Consider the following 17,398-nt stretch of genomic DNA (forward strand, 5'->3'; position numbering starts at 1 on the left):
CATAGGTTTCGGCGAGTGAAGATCGCAGTCGTACGGGAGACCAGACCGGCCGAGCGCCGGGTCGCCCTGGTGCCGGAACATGTCGCGAAACTGATCGAGCTCGGCTACGAGGTCGCGGTCGAGCCGGCCGCCGGTGAGCGGGCGCTGTTCTCCGACGACCAGTACCGCGAGGCCGGCGCCGAGGTGGCTTGGGGCGCCGACCACGCGGCCACCGTGGTGGCGTCGGTGCAGCCGCTGGAACGCGAGCGCCTGCAGCGGTTGCACGCCGGCACGGCGCTGATGTCGTTCCTGCCGACGAACCCGCCAGACGTGGTCCGGACCGCAACCCGGGCCAAGCTGACGGCGTTCGCGATGGAGCTGATCCCGCGGATCTCCCGGGCCCAGTCGATGGACGCGCTGTCCTCACAGGCGCTCGTCGCCGGGTACCGGGCCGCCATCGTCGCCGCCGAACGGCTGCCGCGGTTCTTCCCGCTGAACATGACCGCGGCCGGCACCGTCCCGCCGGCCCAGGTCCTCGTCCTCGGCGCGGGCGTGGCCGGCCTGCAGGCGATCGCCACCGCGAAACGCCTCGGCGCGGTCGTCAAGGCGTACGACGTCCGCACGGCCGCCGCGGAGGAGATCGCGTCGATGGGCGCCGTACCGATCGAGCTCGAGCTCGGCACCCTCGACGGCCCCGGCGGGTACGCCCGCGAGATGACGCCGGAGCGCGCCCAGCTCCAGCGCGAACTGCTCGCGCCGTACGTCGCGGCCGCGGACGCCCTGATCACCACCGCCGCCGTACCGGGCCGGACCGCGCCGATGCTGGTCACCCGGTCGATGGTCGAACAGATGAAGCCGGGCTCGGTCGTGGTCGATCTCGCGTCGGAACAGGGCGGCAACGTCGAGGGGTCCGTCGCCGGGACCGAGCTGACGATCGGCGACGCGCTGGTCTGGGGCGGGGCGAACGTCCCGTCGCAGATGGCCGGACCCGCGTCCCGGCTCTACGGTCAGAACATCGCCAACCTGATCCGGCTGATGACGCGGAACGCCGCGTTCGACCCCGACTTCGAGGACGAGATCGTCCGCGGCTGCTGCGTCACCCACGACGGCAGCGTGCTCCACGAGCCGACCCGCGCCCTTCTGGAGGGACAGGCATGAGTGAGTCCATCGCGTTGCTGACGATCTTCGTCCTCGCCGCGTTCGTCGGGGTCGAGGTGATCAGCAAGGTCTCCTCGACGCTGCACACCCCGCTGATGTCCGGGGCGAACGCCATCCACGGCGTCATCCTGGTCGGCGCCATCATCGTCACCGGCGCCGCCGACTCGGCGATCGTGGTCGCCGTCGGGCTGCTGGCCGTCGTGCTCGCGACCGTCAACATGGTCGGCGGGTTCGTGGTCACCGACCGGATGCTGGAGATGTTCAAAGGTCCGGGGGCCCGCAAGAAGGAGTTGCACAAGTGATCCCCACCTGGGCCCAGATCGGCTATCTGGTCTCCGCGGTCTGCTTCATCGTCGCGCTGAAGGCACTCTCGTCGCCGCGCAGCGCACGCACCGGCAACCTGATCGGCGCCGCGGGTGCGGTGCTCGCGGTGATCGTCACGTTCGCCGCCTACAAACCGGACCACCTGGCGCCGATCCTGATCGCGCTGGCGATCGGCACCGTCGGCGGCGTGGTCGGCTCGCGGCGCGTACAGATGACCCAGATGCCGCAGCTCGTTGCCCTGTTCAACGGTGTCGGCGGCGGCGCGGCCGCGCTGGTCGCGCTGCTCGAGCTCGGTGAGATCTCCTCCGACGCGACCGTTTCGGCGATCGCCACCGCGTTCACGATCATCGTCGGCGCGGTCAGCTTCTCCGGCTCGGTGGTGACGTTCGCCAAGCTGCAGGAGCTGATGACGACCCGTCCGGTGACGTTCCCCGGTCTGCCGGTGCTGTTCGTCGCGTCGCTGCTGGGCGGCGTTGCGCTGTCGGTGTGGCTGGTGTCGGACCCGCGCGTGTGGGTCGGCGTACTGCTGTGCCTGCTGGGCCTCGCGATCGGCGTCATGCTGGTGCTGCCGGTGGGCGGCGCCGACGTACCGATCGTCATCTCGCTGCTGAACGCGTTCACCGGTCTCACCGTGGCTGCCGGTGGCTATGTGTTGGGGAACACGCTGCTGCTGATCGCGGGCACGCTCGTCGGTGCGGCCGGTACGTTGCTGACCAAGCTGATGGCCGACGCGATGGGCCGGTCCGTCTTCAACATCCTCTTCGGCGCGGTCCGCGGCGGGTCGACCCTCGGCGGCGGCACTGCGTCCGACCGGCCGGTGATCTCGGCCGGGCCGGAAGACGTCGCTATCCTGCTCGGCTACGCGAACAAGGTCATCATCGTGCCCGGGTACGGCCTCGCCGTCGCCCAGGCCCAGCACACGCTGCGCGACCTCGTCGAGGAACTGCAGAGCCGCGGCGTCAAGGTCGACTACGCCATCCACCCGGTCGCAGGCCGGATGCCCGGCCACATGAACGTCCTGCTCGCCGAGGCCCAGGTCCCGTACGACCAGCTCCGCGAGATGGACGACATCAACGGCGACTTCAAGACCACCGACGTAGTCCTGGTGGTAGGCGCCAACGACGTAGTCAACCCCGCCGCCCGCACCACCCCCTCGGCCCCCATCTACGGCATGCCGATCCTCAACGCCGACGAAGCCCAACGAGTCATCTTCCTCAAGCGCTCCATGCGCCCCGGCTTCGCCGGCATCGAAAACGAACTCCTCTACGACCCCCGAACCACCCTCCTCTTCGGCGACGCCCGAGACTCCCTGACGAAGCTGCTGGCGGCACTTAAGACGGTCTGAACTACACGCCTTCGGCAGCGGTCGGCCGACGCTGGAGCGGGCGGACCACAGCCCGCGGACGCGTCAATCGGCTAGCGGCAGGACGATGGGATGCGGCTTTGCAGCCGTACATCGGAGGCGGCGTTGCCGGCGAGGCCAGGTCCCTCGGCGGTGGCTGTGCTGGCGGTGGGGCGTGCGGCGTGGACTGTGCGTCGGAGTGGGCTCGTGTCTTGGGGGTGCGCGACGATCGGCTGGCGGTACGACAGAGGAGGCGGGTCTGTAGCCGTACAGCGGTGGCGGTGTCGGCATTGGGGACGCGCGGCGTGGGCTCCTGTCTCGGCGCTGCGCGTCGATCGGCTGTGATACGACTGTCGCGGGCGTGGTCGCACGATTCTGCGGCCCGGTTGGAACAGCTGTCGTACATAAGCTGGCGGCACTGGCGCTCGTCGGTGCGCCGAGCCCGGCGATAGGCCGTACGGCGATGGCTCGCGTCGGCTGTTGTAGCGGGGCATCGGTGACGGCCTGGGTAGGACGCGGCTTCATCGGCTCGCCGTACGCCGGACCCACGTCGGCGTGTAGGCCGGCCCCCGACGAACGGTCGTTCGACGTTGGCGGGCGCGGTGGGCTGTACGGCGCGGTCGGTTGTAAGCGTCTACGCCGGGTCGGTCGCCGTACGTCGGTTGGCGGCGCATCGTAATCCGGCGGGGCAGCCGTGCGGCGGTGGCGGGGCTGTTCATGGTGGTCCGTCGCACGCCGGGTCCGTGCGATCAGTTCGGGTACTGCCGTGCAGGTGGCCGCACCCGGTCAACGGCCTACCCCGGCCAATGTCGTTCGTTGTCGAGACAGGTTGCCTCTGTTTGACTTCGGTATCGAGGGGCCGGGCGGCGCACCCATTCCTCTCACCCGCCCCGAACAAGGAGCAAACACTTTGTCCCGTATCAAGAAACCCTTTACCCGCGGCTGGGACTGGGGTTAGTCCACCCACCCGCGTTGCGCCGCCCGAACCCCCAGTTCAAACCGCCCCGAAGCCCCCACCTGCTCACTCAACTTCGCCGCAATCCGCCGCACGGTCCGCATCGATATGCCTAGCTTCCGCGCAGCTTGCTCGTCCGTCGCACCCTCGACAAGCAGCCGAAGAAACTCGGTCTCCTGGGCGCTGAGCACGGCCGGTCCTGGCAACGCCGGCTCCACCAGCGGCCGTGCGTCCCGCCAATAGCGTTCGTACAGATCGATCACGATCCGCAGGATCGACTTGCTGTGATGAATCATCGCGCCGACCGAGGTGTTGTCGGGATCGATGCCTACGACAACGGCCTCGCCGTCGAAAATGATCATCTTCAATGGAACCGACGGGACCACGCGAGACTTTGCGCCGTAACCGGCGACATAGTCAAGGTATTCGCGGGCGCCGCGAGTCTTCACCTGGGACTCGACGACGAGGTAGCGCGCGTCAATCCCACGCTTCAAGTGCACGGTGTCCGGGGAATCTTCGGGATCGCGCGGCATCTCCTGGGGGGCATACGGTGGAAACATTGCCCACATCGACTTCGTGGGCTGAAAGACCTGCATCCGCTGGTAGGCACGCTCTCCGTGGAGAATCTCCACCTCGCCTGCCTGCCGCTGGATCAGGAATTCGGAGTAGTCGGAAACGAAGCGTGATCCCGCCGCTTTGCTGGAATTGAGCTCTTCGGCCAGCTTGTCGATCTCGCGCTGCCTGCGATCCGCCAGCAATTCGAATCCAGTCGCCGGGTGCAAGGGGTACTCTTCGCCCGCGATGTTCCATCGTGGAACGAGTAGCCCCATCTCCCGGAGTCGGCCAAGTCGTACGCTGGCCTGTTCCTCGGACATGTTCACTTCCGTGGCGAGTTCTGCGAGCTCGGACGGCCGAACCAACTCAGGCCGCCGGAGAAGGGCGCGGTAGACCGCGACCTCATCGTCGGTCAGACCCAGCGACTCGAACAACGAACGATCCGTCAGACCCAGCCGCGCTTGGCCGCGGCCACGCCGAGTTCGAAGCGGCTGGCGGCGTCAAGGCGTTCGGAGAGGTTGGCGGTGATGCGGCGGGCGGTGCGGAGGGAGATGCCCAGGAGACGGGCTACCTGCTCGTCCTTGGCGCCGCCGGCGAGGAGGCGGAGGACCTCGGCCTCATGAGGGGTGAGGGGAGTCTCGTCGTCACGGTCGTCGGGGTCGAACAGCTCCGTTGCACGGGACCAGTATGAGTCGAACAAAGAGATGGCTATGGATACGACAGCCGGGCTGCGGTGGATGACGGCGCCGGCGGTCGGGTTCTCCGGGTCCATCGGGATGATCGCGAGCTCTTGGTCGAGGATCAGTAGCCGCATCGGCAGGGTCGGGGTCACGCGGACCTCACCGCCCAACCGGTGCATCTTCGTGGCGTACTCCAAGGCCTGTTTCGACGATGTCATGCTCTGCAGGTAGACCGTCCGGAGCTTGACCCCCCGCTCGAGCAGATCGAAGTCCGGTGACCTGTCCACCTGAGGCAACGAGTCATCGAAGTGCGCCGGGATCAGCCCCCAAAAGGCGTCGCGCCCTTTCAGGGCGAGCTCCTCGATCCGTCGGGCTGCATTCGCGCGGCCCTTGAGTACTTCGACGTCGCCACTGCTACGTGATGTCAGCAGTTCGTTGTACTGCTCGGCGATCACTTCAGCGGAAGCCTCGGCCTCCTTGAGCTCGCCCAGCATCTTGTTCAGTTCTGTACGCCGCCGCTCGGCGAGGCCGGTCAGGCCCACGCGTGGGTGGACCGCGTGCTCACCGTCCGGATTGGTCCACGTCGGAACGAGGAGCTCCAGCCTGCGCAGGTTGTCCATCAGTTCCCGTACGTCGCCCACAGATCTATCGACTAGCGAGGCAATCTGCTCGGGCGTACTGTCTGGATGGCTCAGGAGGGCGTGATAGACCGCAAAAGTGGCTTCGTCCACCCCCAGCGGCTCCAGCACGCGTGCTTCTCCTCCAGAACTTGTCGGAACTGACCATATACACAGTGCGTCGATAGTAAGCACCCGAAGTTTGGTCGGATTATTTCGGAAGGACGATCTGTGATCAAGAAGTTGCTGATTGTGGTCAGTATGGTCGCCGTTCTGGTGACGACTGCGCCGGCCGCCACTGCAGAGGCCGCCCCGGACATGCCGGCCTGTGGTGGGTTCGTCTGCTGGTAGGACGCTGGTCTTCCGCCTGTTCAGCGTCCCGTAGACTGCTCGTGTGGCTCGTGGCGATGGTCGGCTTACTGATGAACTCGACCCGCAGGATCTGGGTCCGCAGGACGCTTGTGGCGTCTTCGGGGTCTGGGCGCCGGGGGAAGAGGTTGCCAAACTCACCTATTTCGGGCTCTACGCCTTGCAGCACCGGGGGCAGGAGTCGGCCGGGATCGCGGTCAGTAACGGGAGTCAGATCCTCGTTTACAAGGACATGGGGCTGGTCAGCCAGGCCTTCGACGAGGCGACGCTGGCGTCGCTGCGGGGGCATATCGCGATCGGTCACTGCCGGTATTCGACGACCGGGTCCAGTGTCTGGGCGAACGCGCAGCCGACGTTCCGCAGTACGGCGACCGGCTCGATCGCGCTCGGTCACAACGGGAACCTGACCAACACCAGCGAGCTCGCCGCCAGCCTGAACGGCGAAGGTGATCTCGATCTCGGTCTGGACGCCGACGTCGACCACGCCAAGGCGAACGCGAAGCACGGTGCGTCCAGTGACACCGACATCCTGACCTCGATGCTGGCCGGTTACCCCGACCTGACGATCGAGCAGGCCGCGGCGAAGATCCTCCCGAAGGTCAAGGGCGCGTTCAGCCTGATCTTCATGGACGAGAACACGCTGTACGCCGCCCGCGACCCGCAGGGGATCCGCCCGCTGGTGCTCGGCCGGCTGGAGCGCGGCTGGGTGATCGCCAGCGAGACCGCCGCGCTGGACATCGTCGGCGCGAGCTTCATCCGTGAGGTCGAGCCGGGCGAGATCGTCGCGATCGACGCCGAGGGGCTGCGCTCGACGAAGTTCGCCGAGCCGGACCCGAAGGGCTGCCTGTTCGAGTTCGTGTACCTGGCCCGGCCGGACACCCAGATCTCCGGCCAGCGGATCTACTCGACCCGGGTCGAGATCGGCCGCAAGCTCGCCAAGGAGCACCCGGCCGACGCCGACCTGGTGATCGCGACGCCCGAGTCCGGCACGCCCGGCGCGATCGGGTACGCCGAGGAGTCCGGCATCCCGTACGGCTCCGGCCTGGTCAAGAACGCGTACGTCGGCCGCACGTTCATCCAGCCGAGCCAGACGATCCGCCAGCTCGGCATCCGCCTGAAGCTGAACCCGCTGCGCGAGGTGATCGAGGGCAAGCGCCTGGTCGTGGTGGACGACACGATCGTCCGCGGCAACACCCAGCGCGCGGTCATCCGGATGCTGCGCGAGGCCGGCGCCAAGGAGATCCACGTCCGGATCACGGCGCCGCCGGTGAAGTGGCCGTGCTTCTACGGCATCGACTTCGCCAGCCGCGCCGAGCTGATCGCGAACGGGCTGAACACCGAGGAGATCTGCCGCTCGCTGGGCGCCGACTCGCTCGGCTACATCAGCCTGGACGGTCTGGTCGAGGCGACCACGGTCCCGAAGGAGCGGCTCTGCCGGGCGTGCTTCGACGGCGTGTACCCGGTCGCGCTGCCCGACCCGGAGCGGCTCGGCAAGCACCTGCTCGAGTTGCCGGTGACCGACGCGGACGGCCTGGCCACGGTCTCCGGCGGTGGCGGCGCCGCGGACGCGCTCAGCCGCCCGTAGTACGCCGTACCCAACAGGGAGAACACAGTGAGTCAAGGCGCGAGTTACGCCGCTGCCGGGGTCGACATCGAGGCCGGTGACCGGGCCGTCGAGCTGATGAAGGAGTGGGTGGCGAAGGCGACCCGCCCCGAGGTCGTCGGCGGGCTCGGCGGGTTCGCCGGGCTGTTCGACGCGACCGCGCTGACGTCGTACCGGCGCCCGCTGCTGGCGACGTCGACGGACGGGATCGGGACCAAGGTCGCGATCGCGCAGAAGCTCGGCAAGCACGACACGATCGGGTTCGACCTGGTCGGGATGGTCGTCGACGACCTGGTCGTGTGCGGCGCGGAGCCGCTGTTCATGACCGACTACATCTGCACCGGGAAGGTGGTGCCGGAGACGATCGCGCAGATCGTGAAGGGCATCGCGGAGGCGTGCGTCGAGGCCGGTACGGCGCTCGTCGGCGGCGAGACCGCGGAACACCCGGGGCTGCTGGAGCCGGACGAGTACGACGTGGCGGGCGCGGCGACCGGTGTGGTCGAGGCGGACGAGGTGCTCGGCGCGGAGCGGGTGCGCGCGGGGGACGTCGTCGTGGCGATGGCGTCGTCCGGACTGCACTCGAACGGGTACAGCCTGGTCCGGCACGTGTTCTTCGACCGGGCGAAGTGGACGCTGGACCGGGTCGTGCCGGAGCTGGGGACGACGCTCGGCGAGGTGCTGCTGACGCCGACGCGGGTGTACGCGAAGCACTGCCTGGAGCTGATCCAGGAGCTGAACGGGGCCGATGAGAAGCCACTGCACGCGATGTCGCACATCACCGGCGGCGGTTTCGCGGCGAACCTGGCGCGTGTGATCCCGGACGAGCTGTCCGTGCGGATCGACCGCTCGACGTGGACGCCGGCACCGGTCTTCGGGCTCGTCGGCCTGCTCGGCGACGTCGCGCTGCCCGAGCTCGAGAAGACGCTCAACATGGGCGCCGGCATGGTCGCCGTCCTCGATCCGTCGTCCGCCGACGCCGCGATCCAGGCATTGGCAGCTCGCGACATCCCGGCCTGGGTATGCGGTGAGGTCACCGCGACGCCGGGCGGCACGGTCACGCTCGAAGGCACGTACGCCGAGTAGAGCCCGGGTGCACAGCGGCCGCCTGTGAGCGGGTCACGATGAAGCTGTCCGACGCCTCGGGCTGCTGAATCGTCGATCCGCCACAGGCGGTGCTGTGTGTCAGTTCGTCGGGCGCACGGTGAACTGCTCAGGCACCCCGAGGGGCTCTGAGCAGCTCAGCCGGGCTGAAATGCTTACCGACGGGGGTGGTAGTCGTCGGCGTCGTAGTCGTCGCCGTCGTTGTCGCCGTTCGCAGAACTGTTCCCACCCTGCTCACCGGACAGCTCTCGCTTGAGCTGGTCCAAGTCGGTGTCCCAGGTGCGGTACTTCAGGTCGCGTGCGACCTTCGTCTGCTTGGCCTTTGCACGGCCGCGCCCCATAGCGTCGACCCCCTCGCACAAGTCAACCGGGTACGCTGCGTGGCGCCCACGGATCAGTCGTCAGTAATCGTGGTTCAAGGATACCCGGAGCCAGGGATCGACACACGCACCGCCCCCGGCCAGAGGTCCGATCACACAGCGGGCGGGGCGGGCCGGTCCCCTCAAACCGGCTCGCCCCGCCGTGCTCACCGCCCCTACTTGACCTCGCGACGTGAGCTAGCCCACAGTCCGACGACGGTCGGCAGGACGATCCAGACCCCTACCGCGGTGAGCGTCTCCGGGACCATTCCGTGCAGGTCGCGCTCCGCGATCCGGCCGAGCGCGCCGAACACGTCGAGCCAGTTCGCGTTGTCCTTGAACAGCGCCGGCCCGGCCAGCGACCAGGCGGTCGGCGCGATGAAGTAGACCAGGATCGCGACCGCGGTCTGTGCGATCACGGCACCGAAGGCCGCGCCCATCACCACGTTCAGCGCGACGGTCAGGTAGCCGCCGGCGAGCTGCCCGCCGAGCCCGGCGTACGACGTACCGCGGCCGGAGGTCGCTCCGGCGAGCGCGGTGCCGGCGAACGCGAGCAGGACGACGCCCGTGGTCACGACCGCGCTGAGCACGACCGCCGAGACGAACTTGGCCAGCTGGACGCGCACCCGGCGCGGCGACAGTGTGAACGTGGTCAGCGCGGTGCGCTGCGTCCACTCCGACGTCATCGCCATCACGCCGATCACCGGCAGGATCAGCATCGGACCGGCCGACGCGGCGCCGAGGAAGCCCTCGAACCCGACCGTCCCCTGCGGCAGGTGGGTGAGCTGCCAGGTGATCGCGGCGACCGCTAGCAGCAGGATCGCGGCGATCAGGACCCGGCCGCTGCGGGTGTCGACGGACTTGCGGAGCTCGAGGGCGACGAGCTTCAGGAAGGACTGGCCGCGCGCGGGCGGCAGGCTGGTCGCCACCTGGGCGCGGTGCTTGGCGGGCGCCGTGGGTGCGACGTCGGTCACGGTGGTCATCGAAGGTCTCCAGAAGAAAGTAGGGGTGATCAGGCGGCGACAGGCTGGGCGGTCAGCTGGAAGAACAGGTCCTCCAGGCCGGCGCCGTCGCTCTGGCGGAGCTCGAGAAGGATCTGGCCGGCCGCGGCGGCGGCCCGCCCGACCTGCTCGGCGGTGGCGTCGACGCGCAGTGAGCCGTCGGACAGCGGCTCGAGTTGCAGCCCGGCCGCGGTCAGGGCCTCGTTCAGCCCGACCGGGTCGAGGCCGCGGACGAGCGTGCCGGAACCGGCCAGCAGCTCCTCCAGCGAGCCGTTCGCGACGATCCGGCCGCCGCCGATGACGACCAGCCGGTCGACGGTCGCCTGCACCTCACCGAGGAGGTGGCTGGACAGCACCACCGTGCCGCCCCGGGCGGCGAAGTCCTGGAGCAGCCCGCGCATCCAGCGGATGCCCTCCGGGTCCATCCCGTTCGCGGGCTCGTCGAGAATCAGGACGGCGGGGTCGCCGAGCAGCGCGCTCGCGATGCCGAGCCGCTGGCGCATACCGAGCGAGTACTGACCGACGCGGCGCTTCGCGGCGTGGCTGAGCCCGACCGCCTCGAGCATCTCGTCGGTGCGCGTCTTCGGCACCCCGAGCAGGCTCGCGTTCAGCAGCAGCGTCTCGCGGCCGGTGCGGCCCGGGTGCTGCGCGGCGGCGTCGAGCATGACCCCGACGACCCGGCCCGGGTTCGGCAGGTCGGCGTACCGCTTGCCGGTGATCGTGGCGGTGCCGGAGGTCGGCGGCGTCAGCCCGGTGAGCATCCGCAGCGTGGTGGACTTGCCGGCGCCGTTCGGGCCGAGGAAGCCGGTGATGCTGCCCGGCTGAACGGTGAAGGACACGTCCTGGACAGCCGTGGTGCTGCCGTAGCGCTTGGTCAGGTTCTCGACGGTGATCATGGCAACGAGTCAACCGTCACCGCCCCCGGTCGCACATCGGACGAGCGGCTGCGCCGACCCCCTACGAAAGTCGTCCGATCGGCTCCGGAACCCACCCGGAAGGGGGACGTGAGCGCGTCGACCGTCGAACTACAGTGACGGAATGCGACGGTTGCGGAGGTGGTACGCCTGGTGGGCCAGGCATGCCCCACGCCTGCGCGACATCCTGTATGTCGGCTTCAGCCTGCTCACGATCGTGCTGCAGGCCGCGTCCGGCGGCAACGGGTGGTCGGTCAAGGACTGGTATGTGCTGGGCGCAGGCATTGTTGCCTCGGTCGTCCTGTTCTGGCGCCGGCGCTTCCCGGTGACGGTCACCGCCGTCACCGTGCTGGCGATGCTGACCGGCGGGATCTTCGTCCCGATGGGCCTCGCGCTGCTGACGCTCGCGATCCGCCGGCGCGACCTCGCGTTGGTCATCCTCGGCCTCGCCGGGTACGCCGCGTATGTCCTGAACAGCTGGGGCAACGTGAACCAGATCTGGGTGGCCGTCTTCACCGGGCCGTTCCTGGTCGGGACCTGGATCGCCATCGGTGCGTACGTCGGCGCCCGCCGCGACCTGATGGCGTCGCTGCGGGACCGCGCCGAGCGGGCCGAGGCCGAGCGCGAGCTGCGCAGCGAGCAGGCCCGGCTCGGCGAGCGTTCCCGGATCGCCCAGGAGATGCACGACGTGCTCGCCCACAAGGTGTCGCTGATCGCGTTGCATGCCGGCGGCCTCGAGGTGAACCCGGCCGTCGGCCCGGACAAGGTCGAGGGCTCTGCCCGGCTGATCCGCGAGACCGCCCGGCAGGCGATGGAGGACCTGCGGGAGGTGCTTGGGGTGCTGCGGACCGACGTCAGCGTTGCCGGCGCCGATCTGACACCCGTTCCGAAGGCCTCGGACCTCGAGCGGCTGATCAAGGCCTCACGAGACGCGGGAGTCACCGTGGGGTACGACGTGACGCTGCCGGACGACGTACCGGTGTCGGTCGGGCGGACCGTCTACCGGGTGGTGCAGGAGTCGCTGACCAATGTGCACAAGCATGCTCGCGGCGCCGCGACCGACGTACAGGTTCACGGCGCTCGTGGTCAGGGCGTGACGGTCAGGGTGGCGAACGTCCGGCCGGTGGCTGCTGGTTCACTGCTGCCTGGAGCGGGTGCCGGGCTGGTCGGCCTGCGGGAGCGGGTGCAACTGGTCGGCGGGCGGCTCTGGATCGGGCCGACACAGGAGGGCGGCTGGCGGGTGGAAGCATGGCTGCCTTGGCCGGACGGCCGTGACGACGACGCGCTGCCCGGCACTGCCGGGCTGCCGGCAGGCGCGGTGCTGGACCGCGACGCGGTGTTGGACGGAGATGAAGGGGAGCGATGACGCGGCTGCTGATCGTGGACGACGAGGCGCTGGTGCGGGCCGGGCTGAAGATGATCCTCGAGTCCGACGCCGAGCTCGAGGTGGTCGCCGAGGCCGAGGACGGCGCGGACGCCGCCGCGATGGTGAAGGAGTACCGGCCGGACGTCGTGCTGATGGACATCCGGATGCCGCGGCTGGACGGCCTGGCCGCGACCCGGGAGGTGCAGGCCCTGCCCGATCCGCCGAAGATCGTCGTGCTGACGACCTTCGACCTGGACGACTACGTGTTTCGGGCCTTGCAGGCGGGCGCGAGCGGGTTCTTGCTGAAGGACACGCCGCCGCGTGAGCTGGTGCAGGCGATCAAGGTGGTGGCGGCCGGGGACGCGATGCTCTCGCCGGCGGTGACCCGGCGGTTGATCGGGCACTTCGCGGGCGATCCGCGTGCCGACCGGAAGCGGGTCGCGCAGGAGCGGATCAGCAAGCTCACCGAGCGGGAGCGCGAGGTGCTCGTCGAGGTCGGCCGCGGCCTGCAGAACGCCGACATCGGCCGGAAGCTGTTCATGAGCGAGGCGACCGTGAAGGCCCACGTGTCCCGCGCCCTGGTCAAACTCGACGCCACCAACCGCGTCCAGGTCGCGATCCTGGCCTACGAGGCCGGCCTGCTCGACGGCTAGCAGAGCGCGTACACCTGCGCGCCCTTAGGGTTGGCGCCGTGGACGAGACGTTGTATCGCAAGAGCATGGGCAACCAGTGGGTGTACGGCGGTCTGGCCGTCGCGGCGCTCGCACTGATCGGTATCGGCGGTCTGATCGCTCAGCCGGTCCTCCTGGTGGCCGGCGTCGTGCTACTCCCGGTGGCGATCTACTTCTTCGCGCAAGCCCGGTACGGGAACGTCCGCGTCACCCGCCAGGAGTTGGTGGTCGGCAAGCACACGCTGGTACTGCGTGACCTGGATCGGTCGTTCGGTGCCCATCCGGCCGAAGCCGTGCTGAGCAAAGACCAGCTGGACAGGCTCAACACCCAGACCGCGAGCGATGTCGTCGGCGAGACCGGCGTGCGGATCGTCGGTGGAGCGTGGGGTCGGTTGGGGCGCGGCGTGCAGTGGATCGTGGTCCGCCGTACCGATTCCCCTGAGTTGCTGGCGGTTCCGGCTCGGCAGCCGAAGGATCTCCTGGCGGCCGTCAACACAGCCTTGGCCTGAGCAGACAGGAAACCGGCCCGATCCGTCGGAGGGGTGGGGGGCGACGGTTCGGGCCGGTTTCGGAAGTCAGCGTGCCTGGGGGGATGAGGACGCTGACGACCGGCGGCGCCCAGTTTGGGGGGAGGACGCCGGCCGGTCAGGACTCAGACGCGGCCGAAGGCCACGCTGCTGGTCCAGATCTTCGCCTTCGCGACCGGACGACCCGGCTTCGAGGCGTGCCACAGCATGTTGCCGCCGGCGTAGATGCCGACGTGGTACACACCGCCGCCACCGCTGCGGAAGAACACGAGGTCGCCCGGCTTGGCGGCCTTGCGGCTGATGTGCTTGGTCGCGCTGTACTGCTGGCGCGACGTGCGCGGCAGCTTCTTGCCGGCCTTCTTGTACACATAGCCGGTGTAGCCGGAGCAGTCGAAGCCGCGCGGGCTGGTGCCGCCGTAGCGGTACGGCGTGCCCTTGAGCTTGGCCGCCTCCCGGAGCACCTTGGCCCGGAAGGTCCCGACGGAACCGGTCGAGGTGCCGTACGGACCGTAGAGCACCTTGTGCTTGGCGGCCCAGGTCAGCCGACCCCAGGTCTTCTTGTCGGTGTAGCCGGTGGCCTTCAGACCCCAGGAGGTCTGGAACTTCTTCAGCACTCGGACGGTGCTCGAGCCGAAGTAGCCGTCCGGACCCAGGTGCAGGGCTCGCTGGACGTACTTGACGGTCGTGCCCTTGTCGCCGTACCGGAGCAGGGGCTTGCTGGGGATGCTCCAGTACCCGCGCGGCACGGTGGTCGCGGTGGTGGAGCTGGTCGACGCCGAGGCGGCCGACGTGGTCGTCACGGACAGTGCGGCGCCGCCGCCGACAGCGAGGCCGACGGAAAGAACGGCCGCTGCGGCCCGGGGCGCACCCGGACGGGTGGTCTTGCGGTGCTTTGCCAGGGTCCGGCCCGTGGGCCGGTCGGTACTGGACTCAGCGGTCTGGCTGACGGCGCGCAGAAGCGACGTCCGTCGGGCAGTGACGGGCATGGTTGTCTCCCGACGCCTGTGAAGTTAGCTGTCGGGTTCGGGCTGGGATTCATAGCCCGGTCCGCTCCCGCGGACTTCACCCCAGGGTTTCGACCACTCACGGTCGAGACCCAACCTCCTGGGTCCCCCACCTCCGCCATGGTTGTTCGAGGGGAGCACACGAGCCTGGCGGAGCTCGGCGTTGACTCGTGTGCGGTTCGTGTTGTTTACCGAACCGCCGACGACTGTATAACAGAAGGATCACGACGCAAACCCTCAGATCCACAAAGCCGTTCCGGCAAGGGCCTGAGAGGGCCCCTGACGGCTCAGTAAGCCGGGGTGAACACCAGGTGTCCTGAGCGCGTCTGAGCGGGGCGCAGGCGGCAAATGAGCGCTCCTGTGTGATCTGCGCCACATTCGATGGTGGCTTTCTGTGACAACGGGCACAGAGGGTGGTCAGGGCACCCTAAAGTCCTTGCGGATTCAGCTACCTCCGAGCAGCTCGTGGAAGCGCTCCAGCCCCACGTTCCCGCCCGACAGCACCACTCCGACGCGCTCCGGCAGTCCGTGGATCCGCCCGGCCAGCAGTGCTGCCAGCGCGCTCGCCCCGCTCGGCTCCAGCACGATCTTCAGCCGCTCGAACGCGAACGCCATCGCGGCCACGATCTCCTCGTCGCTGACCAGCTCGAACGCCTCGACCAGCCGCTGGTTCACCGCGAAGGTGAGCTCGCCGGGCGTCGAGACCGCCTGCCCGTCCGCGATGGTCCGCGGCACGGCGATCTCGACCCGCTCGCCCTCCGCGAGTGACCGGGCGTGGTCGTCGCCCGCGGCCGGCTCAACGCCGATCATCCGGATCCCGGGGGACATCAGCGTGGCCGCGGTCGCGCAGCCGGCCATCAGTCCACCGCCGCCGACCGGGACCAGCAGGGCGCCGAGATGCCCGACCTCCTCGATCAGCTCGAGTGCGACCGTGCCCTGCCCGGCCATCACGTCGGGGTGGTCGTACGGCGGGATCAGCGGCCGCCCGCGCTCCGCGGCCAGCTCGTGAGCCAGCGCGGTCCGGTCCTGGCTGTACCGGTCGTACGTCACCACCTCGGCGCCGTACCCGCGGGTCGCGGCCAGCTTCGTCGGCGGGGCGTCCTCGGGCATCAGGATCACCGCCGACGTCCCGGCGAGCCGGGCCGCCAGTGCGACGGCCTGTGCGTGATTGCCCGACGAGTACGCCGCCACGCCCGTCGCGAGCTGCTCCGGGGAGAGCCTGCTGATCGCGTTGTACGCGCCGCGGAACTTGAACGCCCCGATCCGCTGGAAGTTCTCCGCCTTCAGGAACACCTGCGCCCCGACCCGCTCGTCGAGCGTCCGCGAGGTGAGGACCGGCGTCCGGTGCGCGACCCCGGCGAGGCGATCGGCCGCGGCCCGGACATCTGTGAGACTCAGCTCCGACATGGGGTGACGCTATACCGATGTCAAGATCGGCCGGAGCGCTCCGTACTGATGGTTGAGAGGCGCCCACACCGGGGGCCGCTGGTGAAGGAGACATCGTGAAGTACCTACTGGTCCTGAATGTCAACCCCGACGTGATCGCCGCGCTGCCCGAGGCGGAGCAGCAGGCCATCGGCAGCGGGCATCAGAAGTTCATGGACACGATCAAGGCGTCCGGCGAGTTCCACAGCACGGTCGCGCTGCAGCAGCCGGCCCAGTCGGCGGTCGTCAGGGTCCGCAACGGGCTGCCGGCCGTCACCGACGGTCCGTTCGTGGAGTCGAAGGAATTCCTCGGCGGCTACTACCTGGTCGACGTGGCGTCTCGCGAGCGCGCCTGCGAGCTGGCCGCGATGATTCCGGACGCCGGCATCGAAGGCCTCGGTGTCGAGGTCCGCGGCGTCGAGTTCGCGGACGGTCTCTGACCGCTCCGACGACGAAGGGGGTTCTCCACAGGTTGTGGAGAACCCCCTTGTTTTCTTGGGATCTCAGTCCGTCTGGTCGTCGACGTTCGCCTCGGCAGCGTTCCGCTTGATCGAGTCGATCCCGTTCAGTGCGGCGGCCTTGGTGCCGTAGCTCTCGCTGCTGGTGGCGATGACCTCGCCGTTCCCGGCCTTCAAGCGGAACCGGAACTCACCGGACTTGTCCTTGTACAGCTCGAACTTCCCCGCCATCGGTGTACCTCCATAGAGAGTGGTATCGCTCCGCTTCGGAGCGTAGTCCTCCGGTGACGCAAACGGCAGGCACACACGCCCTACGCGAGGACGCCGCGGATGCCGCCGACGACCAGGTCGATGCCGACGGCGTAGTACTGCTCCTGGGACGGCGAGCAGATCAGTGAGCCGGCGGACGCGGTGATCAGCGGGTAGCGCTCGGGCGAGAGTGCGCCGAGCGAGGCACGCTTGCGGCGCAGTGACGCCTCACGGGCCACCGGGTCGCCGAACTCGCGGACGATGGGGTCGGTGGTGACCAGCGCGATCAGCGAGCAGATCGACTGCCGGCCGACCTCGGCCGCGTCGTCGACGGAGAATCCGCCCTCGACCAGCAGCTCCAGCGCCCGCTCCGCCAGGGCGAGGCCGGGCTCGGCGACCAGAATCCGGGTCAGTGTCAGGTCCGCCAGCCGCGGGTGCGCCCGCAAGGCCGTCACGAATGCGGTCAGCAGCGCGTGCAGCTGCCGGTCCCACGGCTCGTCGGTGGGCTCCGGCAGGACGATGTCCGCGAGCAGCCGGTCGCCCAGCGCCGCGAGCAGGTCGTCCTTGTCCTTGAAGTGCCGATAGAGCGCCATCGGAGTGACGTCGTGCTGCGCGGCCAACTTCCGGAACGAGATCGCAGCGGGTCCCTCGTCGTCCGCAATGGCCAGCGCGGTGTCGACGATCTTGTCCGGGTCGAGGCGCTCTTTGGTAATCACGTTGACAAGTTTACACCGTAGACCT

At 68.9% G+C, this 17,398-nt stretch carries 18 protein-coding genes and 1 riboswitch; of the genes, 9 read left to right on the forward strand and 9 right to left on the reverse strand.

What is annotated here, in order from left to right:
* The first annotated feature begins 15 nt into the window (after nucleotides 1-15).
* Genes ABZX12_RS35045 through ABZX12_RS35055 form a run of 3 tightly spaced genes read left to right on the forward strand, consistent with a single transcriptional unit; the run spans nucleotide 16 to nucleotide 2,806 of the window.
* Complete coding sequence (locus tag ABZX12_RS35045) at nucleotides 16-1,137, forward strand: NAD(P) transhydrogenase subunit alpha (RefSeq protein WP_355699736.1); 1,122 nt, start codon at nucleotides 16-18, stop codon at nucleotides 1,135-1,137.
* Nucleotides 1,134-1,439 carry an NAD(P) transhydrogenase subunit alpha gene (locus ABZX12_RS35050; RefSeq protein WP_355699737.1) on the forward strand — a complete coding sequence of 102 codons (306 nt, stop codon included), beginning with the start codon at nucleotides 1,134-1,136 and terminating at the stop codon, nucleotides 1,437-1,439. The genes ABZX12_RS35045 and ABZX12_RS35050 overlap by 4 nt, the downstream gene beginning before the upstream one ends.
* Nucleotides 1,436-2,806, forward strand: coding sequence for an NAD(P)(+) transhydrogenase (Re/Si-specific) subunit beta (locus ABZX12_RS35055; protein ID WP_355699738.1), 1,371 nt, complete (start codon nucleotides 1,436-1,438; stop codon nucleotides 2,804-2,806). The genes ABZX12_RS35050 and ABZX12_RS35055 overlap by 4 nt, the downstream gene beginning before the upstream one ends.
* A gap of 951 nt (nucleotides 2,807-3,757) precedes the next feature.
* On the opposite strand, the gene ABZX12_RS35060 is transcribed toward ABZX12_RS35055, so the two are convergent.
* Together ABZX12_RS35060 and ABZX12_RS35065 are read right to left on the reverse strand one after the other, a co-directional pair.
* Nucleotides 3,758-4,747 (reverse strand): LuxR C-terminal-related transcriptional regulator, encoded by a 990-nt coding sequence (locus ABZX12_RS35060; RefSeq protein ID WP_355699739.1) that lies wholly within the window; start codon nucleotides 4,745-4,747, stop codon nucleotides 3,758-3,760.
* 11 nt (nucleotides 4,748-4,758) lie between these two features.
* Nucleotides 4,759-5,742 carry a LuxR C-terminal-related transcriptional regulator gene (locus ABZX12_RS35065; RefSeq protein WP_355699740.1) on the reverse strand — a complete coding sequence of 328 codons (984 nt, stop codon included), beginning with the start codon at nucleotides 5,740-5,742 and terminating at the stop codon, nucleotides 4,759-4,761.
* Nucleotides 5,743-6,004: 262 nt separating this feature from the next.
* Between ABZX12_RS35065 and purF the strand changes: the two genes are divergently transcribed.
* Both purF and purM read left to right on the forward strand, forming a co-directional pair.
* Entirely contained in the window at nucleotides 6,005-7,564 is a 1,560-nt protein-coding gene (purF, locus tag ABZX12_RS35070) for an amidophosphoribosyltransferase (RefSeq protein WP_355699741.1), read from the forward strand.
* A gap of 27 nt (nucleotides 7,565-7,591) precedes the next feature.
* Complete coding sequence (gene purM, locus ABZX12_RS35075; RefSeq protein ID WP_355699742.1) at nucleotides 7,592-8,665, forward strand: phosphoribosylformylglycinamidine cyclo-ligase; 1,074 nt, start codon at nucleotides 7,592-7,594, stop codon at nucleotides 8,663-8,665.
* Between the two features lie 173 nt (nucleotides 8,666-8,838).
* Here purM and ABZX12_RS35080 read toward each other — a convergent pair whose 3' ends face one another.
* The 3 genes from ABZX12_RS35080 to ABZX12_RS35090 all read right to left on the reverse strand — a co-directional run bounded on the left by ABZX12_RS35080 (nucleotide 8,839) and on the right by ABZX12_RS35090 (nucleotide 10,939).
* Nucleotides 8,839-9,024, reverse strand: a complete 186-nt coding sequence (locus tag ABZX12_RS35080) for a DUF3073 domain-containing protein (RefSeq protein ID WP_355474918.1) — start codon at nucleotides 9,022-9,024, stop codon at nucleotides 8,839-8,841.
* Between the two features lie 194 nt (nucleotides 9,025-9,218).
* On the reverse strand, nucleotides 9,219-10,025 hold the full coding sequence (locus ABZX12_RS35085; protein ID WP_355699743.1) for an ABC transporter permease: 807 nt from the start codon (nucleotides 10,023-10,025) through the stop codon (nucleotides 9,219-9,221).
* A gap of 29 nt (nucleotides 10,026-10,054) precedes the next feature.
* A complete protein-coding gene (locus tag ABZX12_RS35090) occupies nucleotides 10,055-10,939 on the reverse strand; it encodes an ABC transporter ATP-binding protein (RefSeq protein ID WP_355699744.1) in 885 nt (294 codons plus the stop codon).
* A gap of 142 nt (nucleotides 10,940-11,081) precedes the next feature.
* On the opposite strand from ABZX12_RS35090, the gene ABZX12_RS35095 reads away from it, so the two are divergent.
* Genes ABZX12_RS35095 through ABZX12_RS35105 form a run of 3 tightly spaced genes read left to right on the forward strand, consistent with a single transcriptional unit; the run spans nucleotide 11,082 to nucleotide 13,503 of the window.
* On the forward strand, nucleotides 11,082-12,323 hold the full coding sequence (locus ABZX12_RS35095) for a histidine kinase (RefSeq protein WP_355699745.1): 1,242 nt from the start codon (nucleotides 11,082-11,084) through the stop codon (nucleotides 12,321-12,323).
* Nucleotides 12,320-12,976 (forward strand): response regulator transcription factor, encoded by a 657-nt coding sequence (locus ABZX12_RS35100; protein WP_355699746.1) that lies wholly within the window; start codon nucleotides 12,320-12,322, stop codon nucleotides 12,974-12,976. Before ABZX12_RS35095 ends, ABZX12_RS35100 begins: the two co-directional genes overlap by 4 nt.
* Before the next feature lie 38 nt (nucleotides 12,977-13,014).
* Complete coding sequence (locus ABZX12_RS35105; RefSeq protein WP_355699747.1) at nucleotides 13,015-13,503, forward strand: hypothetical protein; 489 nt, start codon at nucleotides 13,015-13,017, stop codon at nucleotides 13,501-13,503.
* 143 nt (nucleotides 13,504-13,646) lie between these two features.
* Here the strand turns inward: ABZX12_RS35105 and ABZX12_RS35110 are convergent, their stop codons facing one another.
* Nucleotides 13,647-14,507: an NlpC/P60 family protein gene (locus ABZX12_RS35110; protein WP_355699748.1), complete on the reverse strand. Its 861-nt coding sequence runs from the start codon at nucleotides 14,505-14,507 to the stop codon at nucleotides 13,647-13,649.
* Nucleotides 14,507-14,698: riboswitch (cyclic di-AMP (ydaO/yuaA leader) on the reverse strand. It overlaps the preceding gene by 1 nt.
* A 271-nt stretch (nucleotides 14,699-14,969) precedes the next feature.
* The gene (locus ABZX12_RS35115; protein ID WP_355699749.1) at nucleotides 14,970-15,932 is read right to left on the reverse strand and encodes a threo-3-hydroxy-L-aspartate ammonia-lyase; all 963 of its coding nucleotides are present in this window, start codon (nucleotides 15,930-15,932) and stop codon (nucleotides 14,970-14,972) included.
* 95 nt (nucleotides 15,933-16,027) lie between these two features.
* Here ABZX12_RS35115 and ABZX12_RS35120 point away from each other — a divergent pair, with 95 nt between their 5' ends.
* Nucleotides 16,028-16,390 (forward strand): YciI family protein, encoded by a 363-nt coding sequence (locus ABZX12_RS35120; RefSeq protein WP_355699750.1) that lies wholly within the window; start codon nucleotides 16,028-16,030, stop codon nucleotides 16,388-16,390.
* Nucleotides 16,391-16,453: 63 nt separating this feature from the next.
* On the opposite strand, the gene ABZX12_RS35125 is transcribed toward ABZX12_RS35120, so the two are convergent.
* Both ABZX12_RS35125 and ABZX12_RS35130 read right to left on the reverse strand, forming a co-directional pair.
* A complete protein-coding gene (locus tag ABZX12_RS35125; RefSeq protein WP_355699751.1) occupies nucleotides 16,454-16,639 on the reverse strand; it encodes a YegP family protein in 186 nt (61 codons plus the stop codon).
* Between the two features lie 80 nt (nucleotides 16,640-16,719).
* Nucleotides 16,720-17,373 (reverse strand): TetR/AcrR family transcriptional regulator, encoded by a 654-nt coding sequence (locus tag ABZX12_RS35130; RefSeq protein ID WP_355699752.1) that lies wholly within the window; start codon nucleotides 17,371-17,373, stop codon nucleotides 16,720-16,722.
* Between the last annotated feature and the right edge of the window lie 25 nt (nucleotides 17,374-17,398).

This window comes from Kribbella sp. NPDC003505, assembly GCF_040610875.1.
In the GTDB taxonomy this organism is placed as follows: domain Bacteria; phylum Actinomycetota; class Actinomycetes; order Propionibacteriales; family Kribbellaceae; genus Kribbella.